Genomic DNA, 26,941 nt, shown 5'->3' on the forward strand with positions numbered 1-26,941 from the left:
ATCCCCCCGCAACATCGTCGTTGTCGAGGACAGTAGAGGCACGTCGGGATACCCGGGTGGTTTCCGGGCGGATCCGGAACGAGGAAGGCCCCGAACCGATATCGGTTCGGGGCCTTCCTCGTCGGTCTCGGCGAACTAGTGCGCTTCGCCGTTGCCGTTGCCGGAGCCGTTTCCGCGGATGCGGTCCTGGTACTCCGTGAGCATCTTCAGCTGCTCGTGCTCAGCCTTGTGATCGGCTGCCTCGAGCGCCTGGCTCTGCTCGACCGGGTCCGGGGTGACCCAGCTACCCGAGCCGGGCTTGCCGGCGGAGCCGAGCTTGTTCATCTTCTTCGGGATCGCAGCACCCTGGTACTCCAGCGGAATCGGGTGGCCGTGATCGTCGACCGGGCCGAGCGGCTGGTGGATCTCGACGTACTCACCGTGCGGCAGGCGCTTGATGATGCCCGTCTCGATGCCGTGCTCGAGCACCGCGCGGTCGCTGCGCTGCAGACCCAGGCAGAACCGGTAGGTGACGTAGTACGCGACCGGAGGCAGGATCACCATGCCGATGCGGCCGATCCAGGTCATCGCGTTGAGCGAGATGTCCAGGTGGTAGGCGATGATGTCGTTGATGCACGAGATCGTCAGCACCAGGTAGAACGCGATGGCCATCGCGCCGATGCCGGTGCGGACCGGGACGTCACGCGGACGCTGCAGCAGGTTGTGGTGCGCGTCGTCCTTCGTGAACTTCTTCTCGATCCACGGGTAGGCGATCAGCAGTGCGAACACCAGGCCCATGATCACCGCGACGGCGAACACCGCGGGGACCGTGTACCGGTCGAACAGGTACAGCTCCCATGCCGGCCACAGACGTGCCAGACCGTCGGTCCACATCATGTAGAAGTCGGGCTGCGAGCCTGCGGAGACCTGCGACGGGTTGTACGGGCCGATGTTCCAGATCGGGTTGATCTGCAGCAGGCCGCCCATCAGGGCCAGGACACCGAACGTGAACGCGAAGAACGCGCCACCCTTGAGAGCGAACACCGGGAGGATGCGAACGCCGACGACGTTCTTCTCGGTGCGGCCGGGGCCGGGGAACTGGGTGTGCTTCTGGTACCAGACCAGCGCCAGGTGGGCGGCGATCAGAGCCAGGATGATGCCGGGCAGCAGCAGGACGTGCGCGACGTACAGACGCGGGATGATCAGGGTGCCGGGGAAGTCGCCACCGAAGATCAGCCAGTGCAGCCAGGTGCCGGCGACCGGGACACTCAGGGTGATGCCGGAGAGCGCGGCGCGCAGGCCGGTACCGGAGAGGAGGTCGTCGGGCAGCGAGTAACCGAAGAAGCCCTCGAACATCGCCAGGATCAGCAGCAGCGAGCCGATGACCCAGTTCGCCTCACGCGGGCGACGGAACGCGCCGGTGAAGAAGATGCGCAGCAGGTGCACGATGATCGACGCGGCGAACATCAGCGCAGCCCAGTGGTGGATCTGGCGGACGAACAGGCCGCCGCGAACCTCGAACGAGATGTCGAGGGTCGTGGCGTAGGCGCGGGACATCTCGACGCCGCGGAGCGGCTCGTAGGCGCCGTTGTACGTGACTTCGGCCAGCGACGGGTCGAAGAACAGCGTCAGGTAGACACCCGAGATCAACAGGATGATGAAGCTGTAGAGCGCGATCTCGCCGAGCATGAACGACCAGTGCGTCGGGAAGACCTTGTTGATCTGCCGCTTCATACCGGCCGCGAGGTGGTAGCGGGAGTCGACTCCCTCTGCCTGGGCGGCAACTCTGGATTGAGTGGTAGTGGTCACGGTCGACGCTCCCAAAATGCCGGGCCGAGGGCTTCGATGAAGTCACCGTTGGCGACGAGGTAGCCCTCTTCGTTCACTGTAATAGGCAGCTGCGGAAGAGCACGAGCGGCGGGACCGAAAAGCGGCTTGCCGTACTGCAGCGCGTCGAACTGCGACTGGTGGCAGGGGCACAGGATTCGGTTGGTCTGCTGCTCGTAGAGCGAGGTGGGGCAGCCGAGGTGGGTGCAGATCTTCGAGTAGGCGAAGTAGTCGCCGTAGTTGAAGCTCTCCTGGCCCTTGCGCTTGATGACCTTCTGGGTGTCCTCGGTGCGCAGACGGATCAGCATGACCGAGTTGCGGATGCCACGCAGAGCCTTGAACAGCTCCTCGTCGTTGCCGCGCTCGGACTCACGGAAGGGGAAGACGGTCTCCATGGCGCCGGCGTCGAGATCCTCGGGGCGAACCAGCACGATGTCGTGCGGACGTCCGGTGTCGCGACGCAGGTAGATGGTCTCGCCCTCGTAGCGCGGGGTCCAGCCGGACACCCACAGCGGCGAGTCGTCGCCCTTGGCCCACGGATTCTTGATCATGCCGCCGAGGGGCATGACGGACATGACGCCGATGGCGCCGCCACCGAAGATCAGGCTGCGCTTGATCATCTTGCGGCGGCCGATCGTCGAGCTGTCGAGCGTGTCGCCGAGCTGCGCGACGAGCGTGCGCTTGTCGACCTCGGCCGAGCCGCCGTCGTGGCGGTCCTGGATCGAGACCTCTTCGGGGACGAACTTCTTGGTGAACTTCACCGCGCCGACGCCGACACCGAGGATCGCCAGACCCATGGTGAGGCCGATCAGCGGGGTGTACAGGTTGTACGCCGAGTAGGTGTCCTCACCCGGACCGGCGTACTCCCACGGCCAGAACAGGAAGATCGCGATGAACGCGATCGCCGAGACGCCCGCCAGGATGAACCAGAAGGCAACCGAACGCTCTGCGCGCTTCTCGGCCTTCGTGCCCTTGACCGCCCAGCGGTCCTTGCGGAACGCGACATCGACGCCGTCGAGGTTGGTACCGAGCTTGACGAGGTCGTCACGGCTCATACGGTCGAGTTCGTCGTCCGTGTACTTCTTCGGCGTATCGCCGCTGCCGGCGTCGCTCATGACCTTGCTCCGATCCACAGTGCTGCACCGACGACAGCGACGATGCCGACGACCCACATCGCGAGACCCTCGGAACCCGGTCCGATTCCACCGAGGCCGTAGCCGCCGGGGTTCTTGTTCTCGCTGGACTGCTTGACGTAGGCGATGATGTCCTTCTTCTCCTCGAGCGTCAGCTGACGGTCGGAGAACTTGGGCATGTTCTGCGGGCCCGTGACCATGGCGGCGTAGATCTGCTGCTCGTTGGCCGGGTCCAGAACGGGGGCGTACTTGCCGGACGACAGCGCACCGCCGCGACCGGTGAAGTTGTGGCACGACGCGCAGTTGAGGCGGAAGAGCTCGCTACCGCGGGCGACGTCGCCGCCACGCAGCGAGGACTGCGCGATCTCGCCGTTCTCGTCGCGGATGACGGTCGGGCCGCCGCCCTGGGACTGCACGTAGGCGCCGATGGCGTCGGTCTGACGGGCGTCGAACTTGGCCGGCTTACGGGAAGCCTGGGCCTCGTTGCGAGCGGCCGGCATACGACCGGACGACACCTGGAAGTACACGGCTGCCTCGCCGACACCGATGAGGCTGGGGCCGCGGTCCTGGACACCCTGCAGGTTCGCGCCGTGGCACGTGATGCAGGAGGTGTCGTAGAGCTGCTTGCCCTCGCGGATCAGCGCGGCGGAATCGTCGCTCGCGGTGGCGACCTGCGGTGCAGGCGTCAGTGCGGAGGCGAGGAATCCGGCGCTCACGAGACCCATCATCAGGATCAACGCGCCGGTGACGCGCCGGCGCAGCTTGCGCTGGCGGCGCGCCTTGGCGGCGGTGGTGCGGTCGGGCATGTCACCCTCGATTGCGGGAGGGGGGGATGAACTCATCTGTATCCCTTTGGTATGTCGGGACGACTGAAGCGTCAGGGGGCTGCCTGGTCGTTCAGCTGGCTAACGGATGAAATAAATCGTGGCGAACAGGCCGATCCACACAATGTCGACGAAGTGCCAGTAGTACGAAACGACGATCGCCGCAGTGGCCTGTGCAGGCGTGAACTTGCTGACCTTGGTGCGGACGATCAAGAAGACGAACGCGATCAGACCGCCGATGACGTGCAGGCCGTGGAAGCCGGTCGTCATGTAGAAGACCGATCCGTACACACTGCTCGAGATCGTCGTTCCCTCGTGCACCAGGTGGTAGTACTCGTAACCCTGGCCGAGCACGAAGAACGTGCCCATGGCAAGAGTCACCAGGTACCAACGCCGGAGACCGAAGACGTCACCCTTTTCTGCCGCGAAGACACCCATCTGGCAGGTGAAGGAAGACGCAATCAGCACCAGCGTGACCGGCACGGCCAACGTGAGGTTCAGCTCCGTCGGCTCCGGTGGCCAGTTCCCATTCGCCTGTGCTCGTGCAACGAAATACATGGCGAAGAGCCCTGCGAAGAACATGAGCTCGCTTGACAACCACACGATGGTGCCGACGCTGACCATGTTTGGCCGGTTCAGCGAGTGCACGCGCTGGGTGATTGCCGATCCTGAAGTCCCTACTGCGCTCGTCACGCTGAGAAGTATGACGCTTCGTCGTAAAGGAAAGCCACCCGGGTCCGGTGTCGGCGCGTCGGCCCACGTCAGAGGCCATTCCTCGGCGGTCCCGGCGGGCGTCGGTGGACGTGACAAAGTAGGCACATGGAACTCAGGAGCGGTGTCGCTCGTTGGTTTGGCGGATTTCTGTCCAGGCGCTCGCCCGCGGCCCTCGATCGAACGCGCGAGGACCTCGTGGTGGTGGTGTCCGGCTTCGACGACGTCGAGGCGTGCTCGACCACCCTCGAACGTGGCGCTGCGGGCGCGCCGGCATGGGTGCCCGATGCCCAGGCCGTGCTCCGGCATCACCTCCGTCTGCCGTCGGATCGGGTGCAGGAGGCGGTGGACGTAGCGGGTCAGGACGACTACGCGCTCGCGGACGAACCCGTGGTGGACGCGGACGGGGTCGCGACGGTGCTCCTCGAGCGGGTGCAGCTTCTCGACGCCCTGCACTGCTCCCAGGAGCGGTCGCGGATGGCCGGCCTGGCCCAGCGGCTCGGGGGCACCGCGCTGGGCTGGGAGGGGCTGCAGCCGCCGTCCGCGGGGTGAGCTCGGACGGGCGCACTAAGCTGCGGAACGTCAAATCTCCGCCCGACCGGTTGGTGGGCGTACAGCAGAAGGGGTCGTCATGGTGCGGCAGTCGGCAGCGCAGGCAGTGAATCGAGTGGCGGGCGCGGCCGACCGGACCTGGCCGGCGATTCTCGGGGCCCTCACCGACGGCAGGAATCTCACCGCCGACGACGCCGCATGGGCGATGGACGAGATCATGTCCGACAACGCCACCTCCGCGCAGATCGCCGCGTTCGGTGTCGCCCTGAAGATGAAAGGTGCGACGCCGCCCGAACTGCGCGGCCTCGCGGACGCGATGCTCGGCCACGCCCGGAGCGTGCCGGTCTCGCCGGACGTGGTCGACGTGGTCGGTACCGGCGGTGACCGCTCCAACACGGTGAACATCTCCACGATGGCGTCGGTCGTGGTGGCGGCGGCGGGTGTCCGGGTCGTCAAGCACGGCAACCGTGCCGCCTCCTCCAAGAGCGGTGGCGCCGACGTCCTCGAGGCGCTGGGCGTGCACATCAATCTCGGCGCTCAGGAGGTCGCGCGCTGCGTCGAGGAGGTGGGGATCGGGTTCTGCTTCGCGCCGGTGTTCCACCCGGCACTGCGCTTCGCGGGAGCGCCCCGCAAGGAGATCGGCATCCCGACGGTGTTCAACGTCCTCGGGCCGCTGACGAACCCTGCCCGCCCGCGCGCCGGACTGATCGGCTGCGCCTTCGAGGATCTCATCGAGGTGGTCGCCGGGGTGCTCGCGGAGCGCGGCAACTCGGCGCTGGTGGTGCGCGGTGACGACGGACTCGACGAACTCACCACGTCGACGACGTCGGTGGTGCACGTGGTCTCGGGTGGCACCGTGCGCACCCGGAAGCTGGATCCGACGGATCTGGGTATCGCGCGGGTGCCGCTGGATGCGCTGCGTGGGGGCGACGCCCAGGCCAACGCGGTGGTCGCGCGCGGTGTGTTCGCCGGCGACGAGGGGCCGGTCCGCGACGCGGTGCTGCTGAATGCGGCCGGTGCGCTCGCCGCGTTCGACGGCGTCGGCGACAGCCTCGAGGAATCGCTGGCCGCAGGTCTCGAGAAGGCGGCCCGGGCAATCGATTCGGGTACCGCCGCGACGGTGCTCGAGCGGTGGGCGGCGCTCACCACGGAACTGGCCGCCCACCACTAGACGCGCGGGGCCGCCTACTCGCCGAGCGAGAAGGCGGCCTCGATGTCCGCGCTGGAGTACGACTGGAACGCGATGTGCGTCGCGGTCTTGGTCACGCCGCGCACCTTGTTGATGCGCTCGGTCACGACCTCGGCGATCTGGGCGTGGTCGCGCACCTTGACGATCGCGATCAGATCGACGTCGCCGGCGCACGAGTAGACCTCGGAGACTCCGCCCAGGTCGGCGACCGCCTGTGCAGTCTCGGGGATCCGGTCGGCCTCGGCGTGGATCATGACGATCGCGTTGATCATGGCGCTCCTTCAGCTGTGCTGTCGTTCGACAGACACAGTAGGCGCTCGGGCTGTCCGGGCGAGCGTGCACCAGTCCTCCCAGGATCCGGCGCCGTGTGCGGGCTCGCACCAGCCGTGGCTGGTCCGGACGATCCGCACACCGTCGGCGTCGAGCCAGCGCGCGATGACTGCTAGCTCCTCGGGTGAGGCGCCCCGCAGTGGCACCGGATCGGGGAGGACCGTCTCCGCCGATGCGACCAGTGCCTCGACCACCGGCATCGGCGCGACGCCACGCCTCGAGACACCCGCGGACGCGAGGCGTCCGGCCCGGATGACGGCGAACTCCCAACCGCCCTCCGGAGCCGGCCGGGCGGCGACCAGTTCGTCGACGGCGGCCAGCGCGGCGAGCCGTTGCACACGGCGCAGGGCGAGGCCGAGGATCGCCACGCGGTCCCGCAGACGGGCCGCGCTCTCGAACAACTCGGCGGCGGCGAGTTCCTCGATGCGAGCGCGCGCACGCCGCAGCGGCGCGTCGTCCTCGCCCCGGATCAGCGCCCGTGCCGTCTCGGGCGCGACGCGGTAGCCCTCCTCGTCGTCGGCGATCGCAGGACAACCTCCGATGTCCCGCGGCGGGCACTTCGGTCCGTGCCGCTGCCCCTTCCCGGTCCGCGTCGTACAGGTCCGCAGCCCACAGAACTCCGCCACCGTCGCGGCGGCGTCCGTGGCGTCCGTCCGGGACCGGAAGGGGCCCAGGGCGTCTGCGGTGGGCGTACGGACCACGGAGAGGCGCGGAAAAGCCTCGTCGGTCAGCGTGACCCACCAGCCGCGCATCGGGAACTTGGAGCGCCGGTTGTACGGCGGCACGTGCGCGCTCAGCAGTCGCAACTCGCGCACCCCCGCCTCGAGCGGATGCGCGCACTCGACGTGGTCGACCCGGGTCGCGAGCGCGACCATCTCCTTCATCCGTCCGCGAGTCTCGGATCCGGTGAAGTAGTTGCGCACGCGTCGTCGCAGATCCGACGCGGTCCCCACGTAGAGCACCTCGTCCGACGGCCCGCGGAACAGGTACACGCCCGGCGACCGCGGAAGGTGGCTCGCCAGGGTGCGTTTGGCGCGTTGTTCCGACGACACGCGCGGGAGGTAGTCGAGAAGTTCCGGCAGGCTGTGCACGCCCTGGTTGCCGACCCGCCCGATGAGCGCGTGCAATACGTCGACGGTGGCCCGGGCGTCGTCGAGCGCCCGGTGCGTCGGTGTGGTGTCCGCCCCCAGCAGCGCCGCGAGCGCCGACAGTTTGACCGAGGGCGCCTCGTCACGGCCCAGGACTCGGCGCGCGAGCTTCACGGTGCACAGCACCTGGAACTTGGGCCACGGCAGACCCTGTCGGGCGGCTGCCGCCTTGAGGAACCCGACGTCGAAGCCGGCGTTGTGCGCGACGAGTACTGCACCACCGGCGAACTCGAGGAAGGCCGGGAGCACCGTGTCGATCCGCGGCGCGGTGCGCACCATCGCCGTCGTGATCCCGGTGAGTTCGACGATGTACGGCGGAATCGCGCGGCCGGGATCGACGAGGGTGCCGAGCTCCCCGAGCACCTCGCCGCCACGCACCTTCACGGCCCCGATCTCGGTGATCGCGTCGGACTCCGAGCTTCCGCCGGTGGTCTCGAGGTCGACGACGACGAAGGTCGTCTCGCGCAGGGGGGTGTCGAGTTCGTCGAAAGTCAGTTGGAGGCCGTCGGCGGTTCGGGCGTTCGGCGATCTGCTCACGACCGCAGACCTTAGAGAGCCCCTCCGACAACGGCTCCGGTAGCGCGTCGGACCCGTCCGCGGGAGTGGAGAGACGAGGATCACACCTGCCGTTCTCGGCGCCCGGATCGCATCGTGTGCGATCGCTGTTGGGCGAGTTCGGTTTCAGGCCGTCGCGGCGTGGTCGTGACGGACGCGGGCGGGCCGGGGTGTGGTCTTCGGCGGCGCCCGTGGATCTCGCGCTGACCAGTGGCGACCGGCGGTTCGTCGCTCGTCGCGCGCGTTCGCCGCCGCCGCGTGGGGGAAGCGGGGTGAACGCCCTGTGTGAGCGGAACCGAACTGGTTGTTATCCGTCCGTGATGTTGGGGCCGGGAGGATGCCTCGAACCCCGGCCAAACGATTGAAAAGTGCGGATTCGGCGCGTCCGGGTCGACACGGAGGATGCGCTTTCGTAATCTTCTCGAGACCTAGCGGAGTCTTGCCGTCCCACCCGGAACGGCATCGCTGGGCCCGCCTAATCGAAACCTCATGGAGGGGACGTGCCGGGAACCCAAGTTTCCTTTGGGGTGAATCCCGTCGAAGCCGCGTGTGCGGTGTCGACGGGTAGGGCTGATCTTCCCAGCCCGAACCCGTCAGCTAACTCGGTCGGCGGACGAACGGAAGAAACGGAGTTACCTTTCTCGTGGCGTCATCCAATCTCAAGCGTTCCGCGCAGCGCGCAGCCGTCGCCGGCGCACTTGCAATCGGAGCCGTCGCGGTCTCCGCGGCCCCGGCCATCGCCGATCCCGTCAACGTCCCGGGCGTCGGCACGGTCGACCTCCCCGGCGTGAACCAGGCTCAGGTCGACGCGGCCGTCGCGCAGATCGCCCCGATCGTCGCGCCTGCGCTGCCTACCGGCTCCGCCGATCTCGCGCCCGCCGCTCCGGCTTCGGTCGCGCCGATCCTCAGCGCCGGCCAGCAGGCCCTGCAGGCAGCGGAGAGCAAGCTCGGCGCCCCCTACGTCTACGGTGCCGCCGGTCCGGACGCGTTCGACTGCTCGGGCCTCGTGCAGTGGGCCTACAAGCAGGCCGGCCTCAACCTTCCGCGTACGAGCTACGACCAGGCCGCGGCCGGTTGGTCTGTCGCACGTGACGATCTGCAGGTCGGCGACGTCATCTCCTTCTACGGTGGCAGCCACTCGGGTATCTACGCCGGCAACGGCAACGTCATCCACGCATCGACCGCCGGCCAGCCGGTGAAGCTCGCGCCGGTGTCGTCGATGCCTTTCGACGGCGCTCGCCGCTACGCGTAGTCGACACAACAGTTCTCGGTTCTCGGGGCGGGTCCGGTTTCGGACCCGCCCCGAGCCGTATCCGAACGCCGTTCGCACCGCGTCAGCTGTGGCATTCGCGACTGTGCGGCGTTCTGTTGTACCGGTGGGTAGACACGGACATATACCCTTCCGTAACCTATTCGAGACATTACGGAGCCCATCGCCGTGCGATGGAGACTGAATCCAGAAACGGAGTGTCGCGCAGCTGTGCCCGCTGACAAGTCCTCGCTCAAGTTCAAGCGCTCGATGTGTACTGCTCTGGCGACGGGGGTGCTCTCCCTGACCCTCGTGGGGTTGCCCGCAGGCTCGGCGGGTGCCGATCCCGTGCTGAGCAATCCGACCGCGGCGCTCGACCGCCTCGCGGAACTCTCCCGGGAATCCGAACGGACCACCGAAGCTCTCCACAATGCCCAGATCGATCTCGAGGGCAAGCAGGCGGCCCAGCGGGACGCGGAGGCGCGGTTGGCGCGCGACCGGGACGCCCTCGCAGCGGCCGAATCCCGGATCGATCAGTTCCGGCCCACGGTCGGCAAGCTGGCGGCCGCGAGTTACCAAGGCGCGCGGACCAATCGGCTCTATGCGCTGATGCTGAGCGATTCGCCGCAGCAGTTGCTGGACCAGATGGCTGCGCTGGACGCCATTTCGAACGAGACGTCGAAGGCCGTCGCGGGGTTCAAGCAGGCGTCGGTCGAGGCGTCCGCCGCCGCCGAGGCCTCGCGGGTGTCCGCGGACGCGGCGCGATCGGCCACCGACCAGGCCAGAGTCGTCAGCGACGATCTGCAGAACAAGCAGAGCGAGCTGCAGAAGCAGATCGAGTCGGTGACACAGGCGTTCGACCGTCTCACCGGCGCCGAGCGGGCTCAGCTGGCCGGTAGCTCCTTCCCGCCCGGGTTCGACGCCGGACGCATCCTGGGGAACCTGGCGCCCGGCACCGGCTCCGCGGCGCTGCAGGCCGGGATGACGCAGATCGGGAAGCCGTACAGCTGGGGCGCCACCGGCCCGGACGCCTACGACTGCTCCGGGTTGGTCGTGTGGGCGTACAAGCAGATCGGCAAGGTGCTGCCGCGCTCGAGCCAGGCGCAGGCGGGTGGCGGGACGCCGGTGGACAAGAGCCAGCTGCAGCCGGGTGACGTCGTGTTGTTCTACGAGGACGCCTCGCACGTCGGGCTGTACGCGGGTGACGGCAACGTACTGCACGCCTCCACCTACGGCACGCCCGTGAAGGTCGACTCGATGGCGTCGATGCCGTTCTACGGTGCACGCCGGTACTGACCCGCAGCCCGACCCGGTCGATACACGGCCCTCGAACGGACCCGATACCCAGGGGTATCGGGTCCGTTGTCGTCCGAGGCTCATACACTCTCGGACGTGTCCGCTGAAGATCGTTCGTCCACTGCCACGCCCCGGCGGCGTGTTCGGCGGTGGGAGTGGGCGGGTCTGCTCGGGCTGGGTGTGGCCGTCGCGCTGGTGCTGAGCCTGTCGGCGTTCGATCACGGTGACGACGAACCAGCCGCCCCGCCGGGTGCCGCCCCCGTGGGCAACCCTTACGAGGATGCGCGACGCGCGGGCGCGCAGGCCCTGCTCGACGAGTGGGCCGCCGCGGTGCGCACCGGTGACACCGATTCGTTGCCGGCGCTGTTCGATCCGAACGCCGAACCCGGCTTCCTCGAGTCGGAGATCCGCCGAGCGAACAACGCCGCGGGGGTTCCGTTCGGCGAGTTCGCCTACGACATCGGTGTCGAGCCGGAGACGCCGGTGGCGTCCGCGACCGCGGACGAACTCGGGGCTTCGGACGTGTGGGCGCCGACGGTGTACCTGCGTTACTCGATCGCGGGGGCCGACGCGCAGTCGACCCGCAAACCGGTGGCGCTGCTCCTGGCGCGGCACGGCGACGAGTGGAAGCTCGTCAGCGATTCCGGCGTGCCGGGTTCCGATCGTGAGACCTGGCGTGGCCCTTGGGATTTCGGTCCGGTGACGGTTCGTCGGGTGGACGGTGAGGAAGGTCGGCCGTCGTTCGTGCTGGGGCCGACGACGCAGGCGCCGATGATCGACCTGCTGGCGAGCGAGGTCGGCGACGCCGTCGGTCACGTCACCGACGTCTGGGGTGAGGACTGGTCGCGCCGGGCCGTGGTCATGGTCGCGGGTTCGCAGGAGGAGTTCTCCTCGCTCGTCGGCAGTGATCACAGCGGGGCGGACATCGCTGCGGTCGCCGTGTCCGACGCGGTCGACCGGCGCTCGCGGACGGCGTCCGGTCAGCGCATCGTGTTCAGCCCGGAGTCGGCGGGGCGACTGACCGACCTGACGAGGGTGTCGGTGTTGCGGCACGAGCTCACCCACATCGCCGCGCGTCCGGTGACCGAGGACGGGTCGCCGATGTGGATGCTCGAGGGGTACGCCGACTACGTCGGTTACCGGGGTATCGAGGCGCAGTTCGGTCAGCTCGCACCCACCCTGGCGGCCGACGTCGCGAAGTCCGGGCCGCCGAGCAGGCTGCCCGTCGACGGCGACTTCCGTGGCGGTGGCGACACTGCTCGGCTCGCATACGAATCGTCGTGGTCGTTGGCGACTTTCATCGCGTCGCAGTACGGCGAGGGGCAGCTGGGTGCGCTGTACCGGGAGCTGGCCCGCGGGCCGGTTGCCGACGCGGAACTCGACCGCAGGATCCGCAGCGTGCTGGGGGTCGGGACCGACGAGCTGGTGCACTCGTGGGGTGTGTGGGTCAAGGAACAACTGTCCTGACCCTGGTGGCCGCCGCCCCGTCCGCGGGACCTACGGTGGACGCATGCGTCGAACCCTGTTGGTGACGAACGATTTTCCCCCCCGCCCCGGCGGGATCCAGTCGTACCTGCACACCTTTGCCGCCCAGTTGCCGCCGGACGAGCTGGTGGTCTACGCGCCCCGCTGGCGGGGTGACAGCCACATCCGTTTCGACGCCGAGCAGCCTTACCGCGTGGTGCGTCATCCCACGACGCTCATGGTGCCGACGCCGTTCGTCGCGCGCCGGGCCGCGAAGCTGGTGCGCGAGTACGCGTGCTCGAACGTGTGGTTCGGTGCGGCGGCGCCGCTGGCACTGCTCGCGCCGACGGTGCGCCGGGCGGGCGCGGACCGGGTGATCGCGTCCACCCACGGCCACGAGGTGGGCTGGTCGATGCTGCCCGGTGCCCGGCAGGCGCTGCGGCGGATCGGCGACACCACCGACGCGGTCACGTTCGTCAGCAAGTACACCCGTGGGCGCTTCGCGTCGGCGTTCGGGGCCGGTGCCGCGCTCGAACACCTGCCCCCCGGTGTGGACACCGACGTGTTCCGCCCGGACCCGGCGGCACGCGCGGAGCTGCGCGCCCGATACGGGCTGGGGGAGCGGCCCACGATCCTGTGCCTGTCCCGCCTGGTGCCCCGCAAGGGGCAGGATCAGCTCATCCGGGCGTTGTCGGCGGTGCGACGCCGCATCGACGGTGCCGTGCTGGTGATAGTCGGTGGCGGACCGTACGCGGAGCGCCTGCAGGCCCTCGCGCACGAGTGCGGGGTGGCCGAACACGTGGTGTTCACCGGGGGTGTCCCCGCGGCGGAGTTGGCGGCGCACCACACGATCGCGGACGTGTTCGCGATGCCGTGCCGTACCCGCGGCGCCGGGTTGGACGTCGAAGGTCTCGGCATCGTCTACCTCGAGGCGTCGGCGAGCGGCGTGCCGGTGATCGCGGGACGATCCGGTGGCGCACCGGAGACGGTGCGCGAGAACGAGACCGGGTACGTCGTCGACGGGACCTCGGTGGACGACATCGCGGCTGCGCTCGTCGAGGTGCTCGAGGACCGCGACCGCGCAGCGGCGATGGGCGCAGCGGGCCGGGAGTTCGTCAAGTCGCACTGGCGCTGGGACGTGCTCGGCGCCCGGCTGCGCCACCTGTTGTCCTGAACGGTCCCGCGCCGGAGAACGGGAACGCACGACGCCCGCAGCCCTTTCGGGGCCGCGGGCGTCGTGCGCCGTCGGGTGTGGGCTACTTGCTGTAGATCTGCTCGATGTCGGACGCGAAGCTCTCGTGGACGACGCCCCGCTTGAGCTTCATCGTCGGGGTGAGCTCGCCGGTCTCCTCGGTGAAGTCGACGGGCAGGATCCGGTACTTCTTGATCGCCTCCGCGTGCGAGACGAGCTTGTTGGCCTCGGCGATGGCGGCGTCGACCTCGGCGGTGAGATCGGGATCCGACAGCAGCTCCGAAACCGTTGTGCCGGCGGGCTTGCCGTTGCGCTCGTTCCAGGCGGGCAGTGCCTCCGCGTCGATCGTGATCAGCGCGCCGATGAACGGCTTCTGGTCACCGACGACGATTGCCTGGCTGATCAGCGGATGCGCCCGCAGGTGGTCCTCGAGCTGGGCAGGGGCGACGTTCTTGCCGCCGGCGGTGACGATGATCTCCTTCTTGCGGCCGGTGATCGTGATGTAGCCGTCGGAGTCGACGGTGCCGAGGTCGCCGGTATGGAACCAGCCGTCCTCGATCGCTTCCTTCGTGGCGGTCTCGTTACGCCAGTAGCCGGAGAACACCACCGGGCCGGACAGCATGATCTCGCCGTCCTCGGCGATCCGGACGGAGTTGCCCGCCAAGGGCTTTCCGACGGTTCCGACCTTCTGGTTGCCGATCGTGTTGACCGCGAACGCCGCCGTGGTCTCGGTGAGCCCGTAGCCCTCGTAGATGGTGACGCCGATACCGCGGAAGAAGTGGCCGAGGCGCGCGCCCAGCGGTGCGCCACCGGAGATCGCGAGCTTGCAGTTGCCGCCGAGCGCGGCGCGCAGCTTCGAGTAGACGAGCTTGTCGAACACCGCGTGCTTGATGTTCAGCAGCAGGCCGGGTCCACCGTTGTCCTTCGCCTCGCTCCACGCGATCGCGGTCGCTGCGGCCGCGTCGAAGATCTTGCCCTTGCCCTCCGAATGGGCCTTCTGGCGTGCGGTGTTGTACACCTTCTCGAACACGCGCGGCACCGAGAGGATGAAGTCCGGCTTGTACTCGGCGAAAGTCGGGACGAGGTTGGGGATGTCGCTCGTGTGGCCGACCGAGGCGCCCGCGTCGAACGCTGCGATGCTCACGGCGCGAGCGAGGACGTGCGCGAGCGGCAGGAACATCAGCGTGCTGACGCCCGGCGTGGTCAGCAGATCCCCGAGGCTCGAGGCGATGATGCCCTTGGACTCGGCGATCAGGTTCGAATGGGTGAGCTGGCAGCCCTTCGGGCGGCCCGTGGTGCCGGAGGTGTAGATCAGTGTGGCCGGATCGCTCGCCTTCAGTGCTGCCCTGCGAGCGCGGATCTCGTCGTCGGAGACCTCGGCTCCCTGCGTGGTGAGCACCTCGACGGCACCGGCGTCCGCGCCGGACGGTTCGATCTGGAGGACCGCGCGCAGGTCGGGCGCCGCCTCGGCGACCTCGGCCACGGTCTTCGAATGCTGATCGGTCTCGACGACGAGGCCGATGGCGCCGGAGTCTTCGAGGATCCACTTCACCTGCTCGGCGGACGACGTCTCGTAGATCGGCACCGTCACGCCGCCGGCGGACCAGATTGCGTAGTCGATGAGCTGCCACTCGTAGCGGGTGGCCGACATCAGGGCGACCCGGTCGCCGGGCTGGACGCCGCGGGCCACGAGGCCTTTCGCGACGGCTGTCACCTGTTCCGCGAACTCGCGGGCCGTCACGTCGACCCACGATCCGTTCACGAGTCTGCGGAAGACCACGTGATCGGGCTTCGTCGCTGCGTACTCGTAGACCGAGTCGACCGCGGACGCGTCCTCCGGAATCGTGAATGTGGCAGGAACGCTGAACTCGGGCACGACGACCTCCGAACACTGAAGATACTGACGAGTAGGGCTTGCTGATCCTCACGATAGACGGCCCGCGCGTGACGTGCGGCACTGCCACCTACCTGCGGCTGCTCGCATGGTCGTCCGTCCAGGTGTAGTCCAGATCACCGACCTGGCAGGCGGTGTGTGAAGCTGTGAGGGTGAGCAGCATTCAGGTCGCCGACCAGACGTTCGTCGCCGCAGCCCCCGAGAAGGTGGCCGCCCGCGTGTCCGTGCCCGCGCGTTGGCGCGCGTGGTGGCCGGATCTGGTCCTCGACGTGCGCGAGGACCGGGCCGAGAAGGGCGTCCGCTGGACCGTCGCGGGACCCCTCACCGGAACGATGGAGGTGTGGCTCGAGCCGGTGATGGACGGAACCGTCATGCACTACTTCCTGCACGCGGAGCCGACCGGGGTATCGCCGCAGGCTCTCGCGTCACTCGACCTGGCCGGGATGAACCACGCCCGCCGCCTCGCCGGTAAGACGATGACCTTCGAGATCAAGCAGCAACTCGAGGCGGGACGCGCCGCCGGGGAGCCGCCCGCGTAGCGAATTGTGCGCGAGGTCGGCAATCGTGTGAGATGAACGAGCGGTACGCGCGCACCGCGTCGTTCTGAAAGGAAGCGTCCGAGGCATGGCCGAGAAGACCAAGAGGTCGATCACCATCGACGCCCCCGCCGCCGAGGTGATGGGTGTGATCGCGGACTTCGGCGCCTACCCGTCCTGGGTGGAGGCCGCGAAGTCCGTGGAGGTCCTCGCGTCGGGACCCGACGGCCGCGCCGACGAGGTGCGGTTCGTCCTCGACGCCGGAATGGTCAAGGACACCTACGTGCTCCGCTACCGCTGGGCGCCGGACGGCATGGCGGTGAGCTGGGACCTGGTGTCCGGTGAGATCCAGAAATCGCAGCACGGCTCGTACACGCTCGAGCCCGAGGCCGGCGGGGGGACCCGTGTCACCTACGAACTGACCGTCGATCTCACGATCCCGATGATCGGGCTGTTCAAGCGCAAGGCCGAGAGAGTCATCACCGACACGGCGCTCAAGGAACTCAAGAAGCGGGTCGAGGGCTGAGCGCCGCAGCTTCGGGATCGGGTGCCGCAGTCCGGTTCTTCGTCGGCAAGGGCGGTGCCGGAAAGACGACGACGGCGGCTGCCACGGCGGTCGGCGCGGCCTCGAACGGTGAGCGCGTCCTCCTGGTCTCGCTCGATCGTGCGCACGGGCTGGCCGACATGCTGGACCACCCGATCGCGCCGGGAGAACCGACGCGCGTGGCACCCGCACTGGACGTCCTCGAGATCGACACGCTGGCGTTGCTCGAGGAGCGCTACCGGGGGTTGGTCGCGCTGCTGGCACTGGGCGGAGCGCACGATCACGGCGCCGACCTGACCGACCTGGCGCCGGAGGAGCTGACCGGACTGCCGGGCGTGGAGGACGTACTCGGGCTCGGCGAGGTGGTGCGGTCGGCCGACGAATCACGTTGGGACACGATCGTCGTCGACTGCCCCGCCACCTCCGACGCGCAACGCCTGCTGTCCCTGCCCGAATCGGTGGCCGGATACATCGAGCGGGTGTGGCCCCAGCACCGCCGCATGGCGGCACTCACCTCGGGCGACACCGGCATCGCCGTGGTCGTCGCGATGGTGGATCGCGTGCTGGAGACCGCGTCGGCGATCGCGGCGCTGCTCTCGGATCGGGAGCGGACGACGATCCGGGTGGTGACGACGGCCGAGCGGATGGCGGCGGCGGAGACACGCAGATTGCTGTCGGCGCTGGCTCTCGGGGCGCTGCGGGTCGATGCCGTGATCGTCAACGGGCTGCTGCCGGACATCGAAGCGGACGAGTCCAATGCCGGCGGCTGGTACCGCGCTCGCCGCGGTGCGCAGGACTCGGTTCTCGCGGATCTGCGCGTGGCCGCCGGGGACGCCGTCGTGCTTCCCGTCGACCAGCTGGCGACCGAGCCGATAGGGTTGAAGGCTCTGGACGGCGTGGCGCGCATCCTCTACCCGGGCGTATCCCGCCCGTCGGCGGCGCTCACCGCCGATACCGAACCCATCCGGGTAGCGCTCGAATCAGGATCGGGTGGCCTCGAATCGGTGTATGCGATGCGCATGCACCTGCCGCTCGCGGACCCTCGGGCATTGACGTTGGGACGAGTGGAGGACGACTTGGTGGTGGGGGCCGACGGGAAGCGCCGTCGCGTCAGGCTGGCATCGGTGCTCCGACGGTGCACCGTGCGCGACGCGGATTTCGACGGCACCGACCTGGTCGTGCGGTTCGTGCCGGACCCGGCGGTGTGGCCGCAGTGACCGGTGAGCACGCCGAGATGGTCGCGGAGTTGAGGGCCCTGGCCGAGACGGTTCTCGAGCGGATCGAGCCGATCCTGCAGAAGGCGGCGCGGGGCGCCGAGGCCGCCGCGGAATCCGACGGGCCCGAGTCGGCCGGCCAGACGGGATGCAGCAGCTGTTCGTGGTGTCCGCTGTGCGCCCTCGCCGCGCTGATCCGGGGTGAGCAGCACGACCTCGTCACGGCGGTGGCGGGTCATGCGTCGGCCCTGCTCGCGGTGCTGCGTGAGGTGCTCGACGGGCAGCAGGACGCCACCGCGGCGCGCGCGGGGCAGGTGCCGGAGCCGGCCGAACAGGCCTCCGCCTTCGTGCCGATCCACATCACGATCAAGGACTGATCCGCACCGCCCGGCGGCGACCGCACGCAGCGGTGTGGGCACAATCGTCGACGTGAACAGCGTCGAAGAGCTCACCGTCGGAGTGGACGTCGGGGGGACGAGTATCCGCGCGTCGGTGGTCGACGTCCGCGGTGAGGTCGTCGACACCGCGCAGGCGCCGACGCCGCACTCTGCCGACGCCCTCGAACAGGGCATCACCCGCGCCGTCCGGGAGCTCACGTCACGGCACCGGATTGCGGCGGTGGGGCTCGCGGTGGCGGGCTTCGTCGACTACGACCGCACCACGGTCCGGTTCGCGCCGCACCTGCCGTGGGTGGACGCACCCGTCGCTCGCCGTCTCGGAGACCGGCTTTCGCTGCCGGTCGTGCTCGAACACGACGCGAACGCGGCGGCCTGGGCGGAAAGCCGCTTCGGTGCGGCCGGAGGTGGCCGGAACGTCGTGGTCGTGGCGATCGGGACGGGTATCGGGGCAGCGCTGCTGATCGACGGCCGCTTGTACCGGGGCAGCTTCGGCGTGGCACCGGAACTCGGACACCTGCAGGTCGTGCCCGACGGCCGGGTGTGCGCGTGCGGCAAGCGCGGGTGCTGGGAGCGGTACTGCAGCGGGACCGCGCTGGTGGACACCGCACTCGAAATGCTCGCGGCCGAGCCGTCCGGCTCGACGGTCCTGGCTCGGGACGTCGCCGTCGATCCGGGCGCGTTGACCGGCCGACGGATCGCGGCGGCCGCGCGGGAGGGGGACCCGGTGGCGCTCGCGACGTTCGCGGACTTCGCGCGGTGGCTCGGGGTGGGGCTCGCGACGGTGTCGGACATCTTCGATCCGGACCTCGTCGTCATCTGCGGCGGCGTGGGCAGTTCCGCATCGCTGTTCCTGGACGAGGCGCGCGAGCACTACGCGCGACTGGTCACCGGCGCGGGGCACCGGCCGCTCGCTCGGATCCGGCACACCCAGTTGGGGGAGGCGGCCGGAATGATCGGTGCCGCCGACCTCGCGCGCCGGGCGCTGGCTGGTCCGCGTTGACGCAGCGGAGCGCACCAACACGGTGTGGCAGCCGTCCAGACTGCTGAGTACAGTCATTGCGTAGGTGGCCGCCCTGGCAGGCCTCGGGGGAACGAGCTCGGACGGAAGGACGCCATGTGGTACTGGCTGTTTAAGTACGTGTTGTTGGGTCCTGTCATGTGGCTCCTCGGGCGGCCGAAACTGGAAGGCGCCGAGAACATTCCGACGGACGGCCCGGCGATTCTGGCCAGCAACCACCAGGCTGTACTCGACTCCTTCTTCCTTCCGTTGCGCTGCCCGCGCCGGATCACGTTCCTCGCCAAGAGCGAGTACTTCACCGGCACCGGGTTCAAGGGTGCCTTCCAGAAGTGGTTCTTCTCGGCCGTGGGTCAGGTGCCGATCGACCGCACCGGTGCCGACGCCGCCAAGGACGCGCTCGACGCCGGGCTGCGGGTCCTCGGCCAGGGCAAGCTGCTCGGCATCTACCCGGAGGGCACCCGCTCGCCCGACGGCCGTCTGTACAAGGGCAAGACCGGCATGGCGCGCCTCGCACTCGAGTCGGGCGTCAAGGTCATCCCGGTCGCGATGATCGGCACCGCGAAGGTCAATCCGATCGGTTCCAAGATGTGGCGGCCGGCGAAGGTCACCGTCCGCATCGGCGAGCCGATCGACTTCTCCCGGTTCGAGGGCATGGGCGGCAACCGTTTCGTCGAACGTGCCATCACCGACGAGGTCATGTACAAGCTGATGGGCCTGTCCGGTCAGGAGTACGTCGACATCTATGCCGCCAGCCTCAAGGACCCGGCGCCCGCCGCCGAGCCGGTGACCGACATCGACCGCGTGCCCGACACGCGCGCCGGGTAGCGGGCGGGTGACGCTCGGTCGGCTCGGCCGATCGGCCGCCGCCGCAGGGCTGCTCGCCCTCGTCGGTCCCGCCGTGTGGATCGGCGCGGTCGCGGCTGGGCGCATGCACCGTGCGGCCCGAGCCCCCCGGGCGCCCGTCGCGGTCGTGCTCGGTGCGCGGGTACGGGACGGCCGCCCGATGAAGTTCCTCCAAGGACGTCTCGACACGACCGCACGTCTGGTGCGGGACGGCAAGGTGGCCGTCGTGCTGGTCTCCGGCGACGCGCACGGGCGGTCGGGCGACGAGATCGCCGCGATGGTCGAGTACCTCGTCGAGGTGGGAGTTCCGCGAACGTCGATCGTCGCCGACCCCTATGGGCTCGACACCTACGACACGTGTGTGCGGGCGGCGGAAACGTTCGGAATCCGAAACGCGCTCTTCGTGACTCAGCCTTTCCATCTGCCACGCACCGTCGCGCTCGCCCGCGCCGCCGGAATCGAGGCCCACGGGGTGTACGCGGGCCGGGCCGGCGGCAGGAGATCCACACTGGTGAGGAACACGGTGCGCGAGATGCTGGCGTATCCGAAGGCGGCACGGGACGTCCTGTCGGGGAGAGATCCGGAAGTCGGTTCCGCGCCGGACGATTCGGTGACGGCAGCACTGTCGAGTCACTGCCCGGAATGACGACCTGACGGTATGTTCCGTGGGTGTCCGTCGTCTCGTTCGCCCGCACTCGGCCCCGCCTGTTCTGGTCGCTGATCGCCGCACTCGTCGTCGCCCTGTATCTGTCGTCGCTGGGTGTCTACGCCGCGAGTGACGACAGTGATGCCGGATGGACGGAGGTGACGCCCGATGCCGACGAGGTGCTCGTCATCGTCTCGCTCACCGAGGTCCGTCCCAGCACGTCGCGGGTCGACGTCGAGGTCTCGGTGGCGCCCGGCGCCAGCTTCCTCGATTCCGGCGGAGCCGATCTCGCGCGCGAGATGACCGTCCTCGTCTCGCCGAGTATCGCCCGGACGAAACTCGTCCTCCCACAAGGGACGTCGGTGACGACGTTCGACACCCAGGTGCTGCTCGACGGGCAGGCCGGACGGTGGCCCTTCGACCGGTTCGTCGTCGATCCCCTCGTGGTGACGGCGTACACCGGATCCGGATCGGACGTGCAGACCCATCCCACCCGTGTGCTCGTCGACGGGGAAGCCGAGGGCTGGACCGTCGGCGACGACGTGCTCTCGGCGGACGGCCAGGACGTCCAGGAGGTACGCGTGGAGGTGCACCGGTCCGGCGGCATCCTCGTCTACTCGGCGCTGCTGTTGGCGATGATGGTGATCCTGGCGGCGCTGGCGGCGTTCGTGTCGATCCAGACCGCGCGCCGCCGCCGCGTCGTGCACACCGACATGCTGGGCTGGATGGCCGCGATGGTCTTCGCGGTGATCCCGATGCGCAACATCCTGCCCGGCGCGCCGCCGATCGGCGCCTGGGTCGACATCACCGTCACGGTATGGGTGATCGTGACCCTCGTGGTCTCGTTGGCGCTGTACGTCTACTGCTGGTGGCGCGACACCGCGGGCGAGACCGTGTCAGGCGGTGGGCGCCAGCTGCGTGGGGGAGTCGGCGACCCCGGCGCGGAGACGGGCCCGCCGGCCGAGGGACAGCGTCACCGCGATCATCACGGCGAGTGCCCACCACACGTAGGACGACGCGAGGAACTGGTCCCACAGCGGCCAGCCGGTTCCGTCCCAGCGGCCGATGCCGAGCTCCCAGTGCGGGGCGAGGACGAACAGCACGAAACTGGCAGCGACGGCGGCGCCGAGGACGACGCTGCGGCGCCGGTAGGCGGCCACGGCGAGGACCACCAGCAGAGGCGCGACCCAGACCCAGTGGTGTGACCACGACACGGGCGAGACCAGCAGACCGAACAACGCGTTGACGAACAGCGCCACGACGGGCAGCCCGGCCGCGAAGGCCCGATGCATCGCGACGGCGGCGAGCGCGAGCACGGCCACGCTCAGCACAAGCCACAGCACGGTCCGCATCGACGGGTCGAGCCCCAGCCGGGCGAGGACGCCGGTGAGGCTCTGGTTCGCGGGGTAGGCCGGGCCGCCGATGCGGCTCGAGTCGAACAGCGTCTCGGTCCAGTACTCCCACGAGTCGGCACGGGCGACGAGGAAGCCGATGGCGCCGAACGCCACGAAGCTCGTTCCGGTCGTGACCGCGGCCCGGAAGTCCTTGCGGAACAGGAAGTACAGGATGAACACCGCGGGGGTGAGCTTCACGGCCGCGACGAATCCGATGAGGATGCCGCGCGGCCACGGAGTCTTCTTCATCAGACAGTCGGCTGCCACGAACACCATCAGCAGGATGTTGACCTGGCCGTAGTCGAACGTCGAGCTGACCGGCTCCAACGTGAGAGCGGCCGCCGCGCCGCCGAGCGCCGTCCACACCAGGGTCGTGCGCGGACGCACACCCACCGACGCGAGCGCCAGCACGAGCGTCGCGACCAGTGCGGCCAGGGACAGCACCGTGAGCACCGCGCCGGCCGCCTGCAGCGAGATCCACGACATCGGGGCGAACACGACGGCGGCGAGCGGCGGATACGTGAACGGCAGGTGCTGGCCGAAGAACGTCGGCGGCAGCTCGCCGTAGAGCGGGTCCCCGGCCGCGAAGACGGCGCCGCCGAGGCGGTAGACGTCGAGATCGATGTGGTACTGGAAGCCCACGTCGCGCACACCCGGGAAACCGACCAGGTAGAAGAGGGCCCCGAGGGTGAACGCGGAGGCCACGACGACCCTGGCCGCGACGACGGCGGCGGGGCTCCACGTCGTCTTCGGCGGTGCGCCGTCGTCCGCGGGGGAGGGGCCGGCGAAGTCGCTCGTGGGGTTGTGCACCACCACATCCTTCTACGAACACGGGGCACGGTGTCGAGTGACCCCGCGAGCGGGGCAGTGTCGAGGGCTCGGGATCCGGGGCATAGGCTCCCCACCGTGCGCTACTTCTACGACTGCGAGTTCATCGAGGATGGTCGCACAATCGAGCTGGTCTCGATCGGTGTGGTGTGCGAGGACGGGCGTGAGTTCTACGCCGTCTCCACCGAGTTCGATCCGGACCGCGCCGGCAAGTGGGTGCGCCGCAACGTGCTGCCGAAGCTGCCCTCGCCGTCGTCGCCGGTCTGGAAGAGCCGCGCACGCATCCGTGACGACCTCATGAAGTTCCTGGTTCCCCGGCCGGGCATCGAACCGGAGCTGTGGGCATGGGTGGCGGCGTACGACCACGTCGTGCTGTGCCAGCTGTGGGGCGCGATGACGGAGCTGCCGTCGTGCATGCCGCGCTACACCCGTGAACTGCGTCAGCACTGGGAGACGAACGGTTCCCCGCCGCTGCCGCCGGTTCCCGACGACGCCCACGACGCGCTCGCCGACGCCCGGCACAACCTCGCGAAGTTCGAGGCGATCGAGGCGTTCCGCTCGGTCCGGTGACGCGAATCACGAGCCCCGGCCGGGGCAACGATTCCGTGTGAATGGGGGCCTTCGCTCACCCCACCCGGGCGAGGCGAATATCCTGTAGTGGTGAACTGGACTGTCGACGTTCCGATCGACCGCTTGCCCGAACTCCCGCCGCTGCCCGCAGCCATGCGAGATCAGCTGGATGCGGCGCTGGCCAAGCCCGCCGCGCAGCAGCCGCAGTGGCCCGCCGACCAGGCGGCCGCGATGCGTACCGTCCTCGAGAGCGTGCCTCCCATCACGGTGGCCGGTGAGGTCGAGGCGCTGTCGCAGAAGCTGGCCGAGGTGGCTCGCGGTGAGGCCTTCCTGCTGCAGGGCGGCGACTGCGCGGAGACCTTCGCGGACAACACCGAACCGCACATCAAGGGCAACATTCGTACGTTGCTGCAGATGGCCGTCGTGCTCACCTACGGTGCGAGCATGCCGGTCGTGAAGGTGGCGCGAATCGCCGGCCAGTACGCCAAGCCGCGCTCGTCGAACACCGACGCGCTGGGTCTGCCGTCGTACCGCGGCGACATGGTGAACTCGCTCGTCGCCGACGAGGCCGTGCGTGTCCACGATCCGTCACGCCTGGTGCGGGCCTACGCCAACGCCAGCGCGGCGATGAACCTCGTGCGGGCCCTCACCGGTTCGGGGATGGCCGACCTGCACAAGGTCCACGACTGGAACCGTGAGTTCGTCTCGTCCTCGCCCGCCGGCGCCCGCTACGAGGCGCTGGCCGCCGAGATCGACCGCGGCCTGCGGTTCATGAACGCGTGCCGCGTCACCGACCCGAACCTGCAGTCGGCGCAGATCTACGCCAGCCACGAGGCGCTGGTGCTCGACTACGAGCGCGCCATGCTGCGTCTCGACAACACCGACGATCACCCCAAGCTGTACGACCTGTCGGCGCACTTCCTGTGGATCGGCGATCGCACCCGGCAGCTCGACGGCGCGCACGTCGCGTTCGCCGAACTGGTCGCGAACCCGATCGGCCTCAAGATCGGCCCGTCGACCACGCCGGAGCAGGCCGTCGAATACGTCGAGCGCCTCGACCCGACCAACAAGCCGGGCCGGCTGACGCTGATCTCCCGCATGGGCAACGGCAAGGTGCGCGACCTGCTGCCCCCGATCATCGAGAAGGTGCAGGCCACCGGTCACCAGGTGATCTGGCAGTGCGATCCGATGCACGGCAACACCCACGAGGCCACCACCGGCTACAAGACCCGCCACTTCGACCGCATCGTCGACGAGGTCCAAGGCTTCTTCGAGGTCCACAACGGACTCGGGACCCATCCGGGCGGCATCCACGTCGAGCTGACCGGTGAGAACGTCACCGAGTGTCTCGGCGGCGCGCAGGACATCTCCGATCTCGACCTGTCCGGTCGCTACGAGACCGCATGCGATCCGCGCCTGAACACCCAGCAGTCGCTCGAACTGGCGTTCCTCGTCGCGGAGATGCTGCGCGACTAGCCCGAACAGCTGAAGGGTCCCTTCGTACGCTCGCAGCGCACGAAGGGACCCTTCAGCTGTTTTCGGGAATCGTCAGAGCAGGGATGTGATGGTGACGGTGCCGCCGGGGGCGACGCGGTCGCCGGCGCCGGGGCTCTGCGAGATGATCAGTGAGCGGTCCGAGCTGACGATCTGGCGTACCTCGTACTGCAGCCCCAGCTTGTCCAGTTCGGACTTGGCGGACGAGACCGAGCGGCCGAGCAGCGCCGGAACCTTCACGGCGTTCGACACCTTCAGCACGACGCTGGTACCGGCCTTGACGGACGTACCCGCCGCAGGATCGGTGCCGACGGCGTCGCCGGCGTCGATCTTGTCGTCGAAGACCTGCTGGACGTCGCGGACGGTGATGCCGACCGAGTCGAGCGCCTTGCGGGCCGCGTCCTCCGACATCCCCTCGACCCCGGGGACGTCGACCGGCGGTGCGCCCTTGCTGCGCAGCATCCGGACCTCGGAGCCCACCGAGAGCACGGTGCCCGGCGCGGGCTCGAGGGCGGCGATCCCGCCGACGGGAACCCGCGCGCTGAACGCCTCCCCACCGTCGACCGGCACGAAGGTGCGCTCGCGCAGGCTCGCCTCCACGGCCGCGACGTCGCCGCGGCCACCGACCTCGGGCACCGTCGGGCGCCCCAGCGAGACCAGCAGGACCACCGACGACCCGCGTGTCACGCGCTCACCGGCCGCGGGATCGGTGCCGACCGGCGTGTCGATCGCCACGGTGTCGGAGTACGCTCCGCGGGTCTCCACGCTCAGACCGGCCGCCTCGATCTGTGAGGTGGCGCCGGCCTTGTCTAGACCGTCGACGGCCGGAATCGCAGCGTAGCGACCCGACCCGAGCCACCACCCACCGAAACCGAGCGCGCCGGCGACCAACAGGATCACCAGCAGCCACACCAGAACTGTCCGCCGCGAACCGTGCTGCGGCGATCCGGGCGCGCCGAAGGGGCGCCGGGCCGGCGGAGCGTCGAGCGGTGAGACATCGTCGTCGGCAGGCCGCGGCGTCACCGTCGTCACGACCTTGGTGTGCTGGACGCCGTCCGGGGAGGCTGCCGCCGGGGTGACCGTGGTCGGTGCGTCGGCGGCCGGGACGGGCCGACTCCCGGGCTCGGCGTACGGTCCCGGCGCTCCGGGCGCGCGTGGTGTGACGGCCGTGGGCGTCGCGGACTGCTGCGCGGAGCGGCGCGGCGCGGGCACCCGGTAGTCCGGCAGCCCCAGCTGCGTACTCACCGTGCGCAGTTGCGCCGCCATCGCTCCGGCGTCGGCGAAGCGCTGCTCCGGATCGCGTTCGGTCGCGCGGACCACGAGGTCGTCGAACTCCGCCGGCACGCCGTCGATGACGGTGCTCGGCTCCGGGACGTCGTTGTCGATCCGCTGGTACGCGATCGACAGCGACGTGTCGCCCGTGAACGGCGTGGCGCCGGTCAGCATCTCGTACAGCAGCACCCCGGCCGCGTAGACGTCGCTGCGGGCATCCGCGGTCCCGGTGGTGACCTGCTCGGGTGACAAATATGCGGCAGTACCGAGGATCACGCTGCGCGACGTCGTGCCGGCCGCGGCGATCGCCCGGACCAGTCCGAAGTCGGCGATCTTCACGTCGCCGGAGTGCGAGATGAGGACGTTCTCGGGCTTGATGTCGCGGTGCACCAGGCCGGCGCGGTGCGCGACGGCGAGCGCCTCGAGCACCGGCCGCGCGACGGCGGCCGCGGCGTGCGGGGGCATGGGCCCGCGCTCGCGCAGCAGTTCGCGCAACGTGCCGCCCTCGACGAGCTCCATCACCAGGAAGGCGTGCTCGCCGTCGCTGCCCTGGTCGTGGACCGCCACCAGCCCGGGATGGGCCAGGCGGGCCACCGCCCGGGCCTCGAACTCGAACCGGGCCAGGAACTGCGGATCGGCGGCGAACTGCGGATCCATCACCTTGATCGCGACGGGGCGATCCAGACGCAGGTCCATGCCGCGATAGACGGTGGACATGCCGCCCCGCGCAATCGGCGCATCGATGCGGTAGCGCCTGTCCAGCACCACACCGATCAACCGTCGACCTCCGGGATTCACGCTCGCGCCCCTCGCTTCCGTGCACAGATTCATCTCGATCGTA

24 protein-coding genes, 1 pseudogene and 1 riboswitch are annotated in these 26,941 nt (G+C 69.3%); of the genes and pseudogenes, 16 read left to right on the top strand and 9 right to left on the bottom strand.

Annotated features, from left to right (window positions below; all coding sequences use genetic code 11):
* Positions 1-135: 135 nt before the first annotated feature.
* The 4 genes from qcrB to ctaE form a co-directional block, all read right to left on the bottom strand.
* Positions 136-1,788, bottom strand: a complete 1,653-nt coding sequence (qcrB, locus tag A6I89_RS04125; RefSeq protein WP_013416392.1) for a cytochrome bc1 complex cytochrome b subunit — start codon at positions 1,786-1,788, stop codon at positions 136-138.
* Positions 1,785-2,921 carry a cytochrome bc1 complex Rieske iron-sulfur subunit gene (gene qcrA, locus A6I89_RS04130; RefSeq protein ID WP_005512480.1) on the bottom strand — a complete coding sequence of 379 codons (1,137 nt, stop codon included), beginning with the start codon at positions 2,919-2,921 and terminating at the stop codon, positions 1,785-1,787. Before qcrA ends, qcrB begins: the two co-directional genes overlap by 4 nt.
* Entirely contained in the window at positions 2,918-3,781 is an 864-nt protein-coding gene (qcrC, locus tag A6I89_RS04135) for a cytochrome bc1 complex diheme cytochrome c subunit (RefSeq protein ID WP_172504533.1), read from the bottom strand. The genes qcrA and qcrC overlap by 4 nt, the downstream gene beginning before the upstream one ends.
* Before the next feature lie 63 nt (positions 3,782-3,844).
* On the bottom strand, positions 3,845-4,456 hold the full coding sequence (gene ctaE, locus A6I89_RS04140; RefSeq protein WP_022596569.1) for an aa3-type cytochrome oxidase subunit III: 612 nt from the start codon (positions 4,454-4,456) through the stop codon (positions 3,845-3,847).
* Between the two features lie 126 nt (positions 4,457-4,582).
* On the opposite strand from ctaE, the gene A6I89_RS04145 reads away from it, so the two are divergent.
* Both A6I89_RS04145 and trpD read left to right on the top strand, forming a co-directional pair.
* Positions 4,583-5,026: a hypothetical protein gene (locus A6I89_RS04145; RefSeq protein ID WP_005512483.1), complete on the top strand. Its 444-nt coding sequence runs from the start codon at positions 4,583-4,585 to the stop codon at positions 5,024-5,026.
* A 79-nt stretch (positions 5,027-5,105) separates the two neighbouring features.
* Positions 5,106-6,197, top strand: coding sequence for an anthranilate phosphoribosyltransferase (gene trpD / locus A6I89_RS04150; RefSeq protein ID WP_022596564.1), 1,092 nt, complete (start codon positions 5,106-5,108; stop codon positions 6,195-6,197).
* Positions 6,198-6,211: 14 nt separating this feature from the next.
* Here the strand turns inward: trpD and A6I89_RS04155 are convergent, their stop codons facing one another.
* The gene (locus A6I89_RS04155) at positions 6,212-6,487 is read right to left on the bottom strand and encodes an Lrp/AsnC family transcriptional regulator (protein ID WP_005512486.1); all 276 of its coding nucleotides are present in this window, start codon (positions 6,485-6,487) and stop codon (positions 6,212-6,214) included.
* Between the two features lie 9 nt (positions 6,488-6,496).
* Positions 6,497-8,230 (bottom strand): DEDD exonuclease domain-containing protein, encoded by a 1,734-nt coding sequence (locus A6I89_RS04160; protein ID WP_022596562.1) that lies wholly within the window; start codon positions 8,228-8,230, stop codon positions 6,497-6,499.
* 480 nt (positions 8,231-8,710) lie between these two features.
* A riboswitch (cyclic di-AMP (ydaO/yuaA leader) is annotated at positions 8,711-8,876 on the top strand.
* A gap of 15 nt (positions 8,877-8,891) precedes the next feature.
* On the opposite strand from A6I89_RS04160, the gene A6I89_RS04165 reads away from it, so the two are divergent.
* From A6I89_RS04165 to A6I89_RS04180, 4 genes are all read left to right on the top strand, one after another.
* Complete coding sequence (locus A6I89_RS04165; RefSeq protein WP_005512488.1) at positions 8,892-9,500, top strand: C40 family peptidase; 609 nt, start codon at positions 8,892-8,894, stop codon at positions 9,498-9,500.
* 267 nt (positions 9,501-9,767) lie between these two features.
* On the top strand, positions 9,768-10,793 hold the full coding sequence (locus A6I89_RS04170) for an NlpC/P60 family protein (RefSeq protein WP_044991208.1): 1,026 nt from the start codon (positions 9,768-9,770) through the stop codon (positions 10,791-10,793).
* Between the two features lie 180 nt (positions 10,794-10,973).
* A complete protein-coding gene (locus A6I89_RS04175) occupies positions 10,974-12,260 on the top strand; it encodes a peptidase MA family metallohydrolase (protein ID WP_005512490.1) in 1,287 nt (428 codons plus the stop codon).
* 43 nt (positions 12,261-12,303) lie between these two features.
* Positions 12,304-13,431, top strand: coding sequence for a glycosyltransferase family 4 protein (locus tag A6I89_RS04180; RefSeq protein WP_005512491.1), 1,128 nt, complete (start codon positions 12,304-12,306; stop codon positions 13,429-13,431).
* Positions 13,432-13,513: 82 nt separating this feature from the next.
* On the opposite strand, the gene A6I89_RS04185 is transcribed toward A6I89_RS04180, so the two are convergent.
* Positions 13,514-15,325: an AMP-dependent synthetase/ligase gene (locus A6I89_RS04185; RefSeq protein ID WP_005512494.1), complete on the bottom strand. Its 1,812-nt coding sequence runs from the start codon at positions 15,323-15,325 to the stop codon at positions 13,514-13,516.
* A gap of 170 nt (positions 15,326-15,495) precedes the next feature.
* On the opposite strand from A6I89_RS04185, the gene A6I89_RS04190 reads away from it, so the two are divergent.
* From A6I89_RS04190 to A6I89_RS04225, 8 genes and pseudogenes are all read left to right on the top strand, one after another.
* Positions 15,496-15,882, top strand: a complete 387-nt coding sequence (locus A6I89_RS04190) for a hypothetical protein (RefSeq protein ID WP_022596559.1) — start codon at positions 15,496-15,498, stop codon at positions 15,880-15,882.
* 85 nt (positions 15,883-15,967) lie between these two features.
* Positions 15,968-16,405, top strand: coding sequence for an SRPBCC family protein (locus tag A6I89_RS04195; protein WP_005512497.1), 438 nt, complete (start codon positions 15,968-15,970; stop codon positions 16,403-16,405).
* Positions 16,402-17,640, top strand: a complete 1,239-nt coding sequence (locus tag A6I89_RS04200; protein ID WP_080668413.1) for an ArsA family ATPase — start codon at positions 16,402-16,404, stop codon at positions 17,638-17,640. Before A6I89_RS04195 ends, A6I89_RS04200 begins: the two co-directional genes overlap by 4 nt.
* Positions 17,637-18,014, top strand: coding sequence for a hypothetical protein (locus A6I89_RS04205; protein ID WP_037085133.1), 378 nt, complete (start codon positions 17,637-17,639; stop codon positions 18,012-18,014). The genes A6I89_RS04200 and A6I89_RS04205 overlap by 4 nt, the downstream gene beginning before the upstream one ends.
* Before the next feature lie 34 nt (positions 18,015-18,048).
* On the top strand, positions 18,049-19,035 hold the full coding sequence (locus A6I89_RS04210; RefSeq protein WP_005512501.1) for an ROK family glucokinase: 987 nt from the start codon (positions 18,049-18,051) through the stop codon (positions 19,033-19,035).
* A gap of 114 nt (positions 19,036-19,149) precedes the next feature.
* Entirely contained in the window at positions 19,150-19,878 is a 729-nt protein-coding gene (locus A6I89_RS04215) for a lysophospholipid acyltransferase family protein (protein WP_005512502.1), read from the top strand.
* A gap of 7 nt (positions 19,879-19,885) precedes the next feature.
* Positions 19,886-20,542, top strand: coding sequence for a SanA/YdcF family protein (locus tag A6I89_RS04220; RefSeq protein ID WP_005512503.1), 657 nt, complete (start codon positions 19,886-19,888; stop codon positions 20,540-20,542).
* 158 nt (positions 20,543-20,700) lie between these two features.
* Positions 20,701-21,405 (top strand): annotated as a pseudogene (locus A6I89_RS04225) (DUF4436 family protein); the annotation flags it as partial.
* Between the two features lie 33 nt (positions 21,406-21,438).
* On the opposite strand, the gene A6I89_RS04230 reads toward A6I89_RS04225, so the two are convergent.
* Entirely contained in the window at positions 21,439-22,752 is a 1,314-nt protein-coding gene (locus tag A6I89_RS04230; RefSeq protein WP_005512506.1) for a glycosyltransferase 87 family protein, read from the bottom strand.
* 90 nt (positions 22,753-22,842) lie between these two features.
* Here A6I89_RS04230 and A6I89_RS04235 point away from each other — a divergent pair, with 90 nt between their 5' ends.
* Entirely contained in the window at positions 22,843-23,334 is a 492-nt protein-coding gene (locus tag A6I89_RS04235; RefSeq protein ID WP_005512507.1) for a polyadenylate-specific 3'-exoribonuclease AS, read from the top strand.
* Between the two features lie 90 nt (positions 23,335-23,424).
* Positions 23,425-24,810: a class II 3-deoxy-7-phosphoheptulonate synthase gene (locus A6I89_RS04240; RefSeq protein ID WP_022596552.1), complete on the top strand. Its 1,386-nt coding sequence runs from the start codon at positions 23,425-23,427 to the stop codon at positions 24,808-24,810.
* Between the two features lie 72 nt (positions 24,811-24,882).
* On the opposite strand, the gene pknB is transcribed toward A6I89_RS04240, so the two are convergent.
* Positions 24,883-26,898, bottom strand: a complete 2,016-nt coding sequence (pknB, locus tag A6I89_RS04245; protein ID WP_005512509.1) for a Stk1 family PASTA domain-containing Ser/Thr kinase — start codon at positions 26,896-26,898, stop codon at positions 24,883-24,885.
* Positions 26,899-26,941 lie beyond the last annotated feature (43 nt).

The sequence above is a fragment of the Prescottella equi genome, from assembly GCF_002094305.1.
Classification (GTDB): Bacteria; Actinomycetota; Actinomycetes; order Mycobacteriales; family Mycobacteriaceae; genus Prescottella; species Prescottella equi.

Bases quoted from the DNA above. Each gene is read 5' to 3' on its own strand.
- qcrA (WP_005512480.1), bottom strand. From the start codon at position 2,921: ATGAGCGACGCCGGCAGCGGCGATACGCCGAAGAAGTACACGGACGAC.
- qcrC (WP_172504533.1), bottom strand. From the start codon at position 3,781: ATGAGTTCATCCCCCCCTCCCGCAATCGAGGGTGACATGCCCGACCGC.
- A6I89_RS04145 (WP_005512483.1), top strand. From the start codon at position 4,583: ATGGAACTCAGGAGCGGTGTCGCTCGTTGGTTTGGCGGATTTCTGTCC.
- trpD (WP_022596564.1), top strand. From the start codon at position 5,106: ATGGTGCGGCAGTCGGCAGCGCAGGCAGTGAATCGAGTGGCGGGCGCG.
- A6I89_RS04155 (WP_005512486.1), bottom strand. From the start codon at position 6,487: ATGATCAACGCGATCGTCATGATCCACGCCGAGGCCGACCGGATCCCC.
- A6I89_RS04170 (WP_044991208.1), top strand. From the start codon at position 9,768: ATGTGTACTGCTCTGGCGACGGGGGTGCTCTCCCTGACCCTCGTGGGG.
- A6I89_RS04180 (WP_005512491.1), top strand. From the start codon at position 12,304: ATGCGTCGAACCCTGTTGGTGACGAACGATTTTCCCCCCCGCCCCGGC.
- A6I89_RS04195 (WP_005512497.1), top strand. From the start codon at position 15,968: ATGGCCGAGAAGACCAAGAGGTCGATCACCATCGACGCCCCCGCCGCC.
- A6I89_RS04215 (WP_005512502.1), top strand. From the start codon at position 19,150: ATGTGGTACTGGCTGTTTAAGTACGTGTTGTTGGGTCCTGTCATGTGG.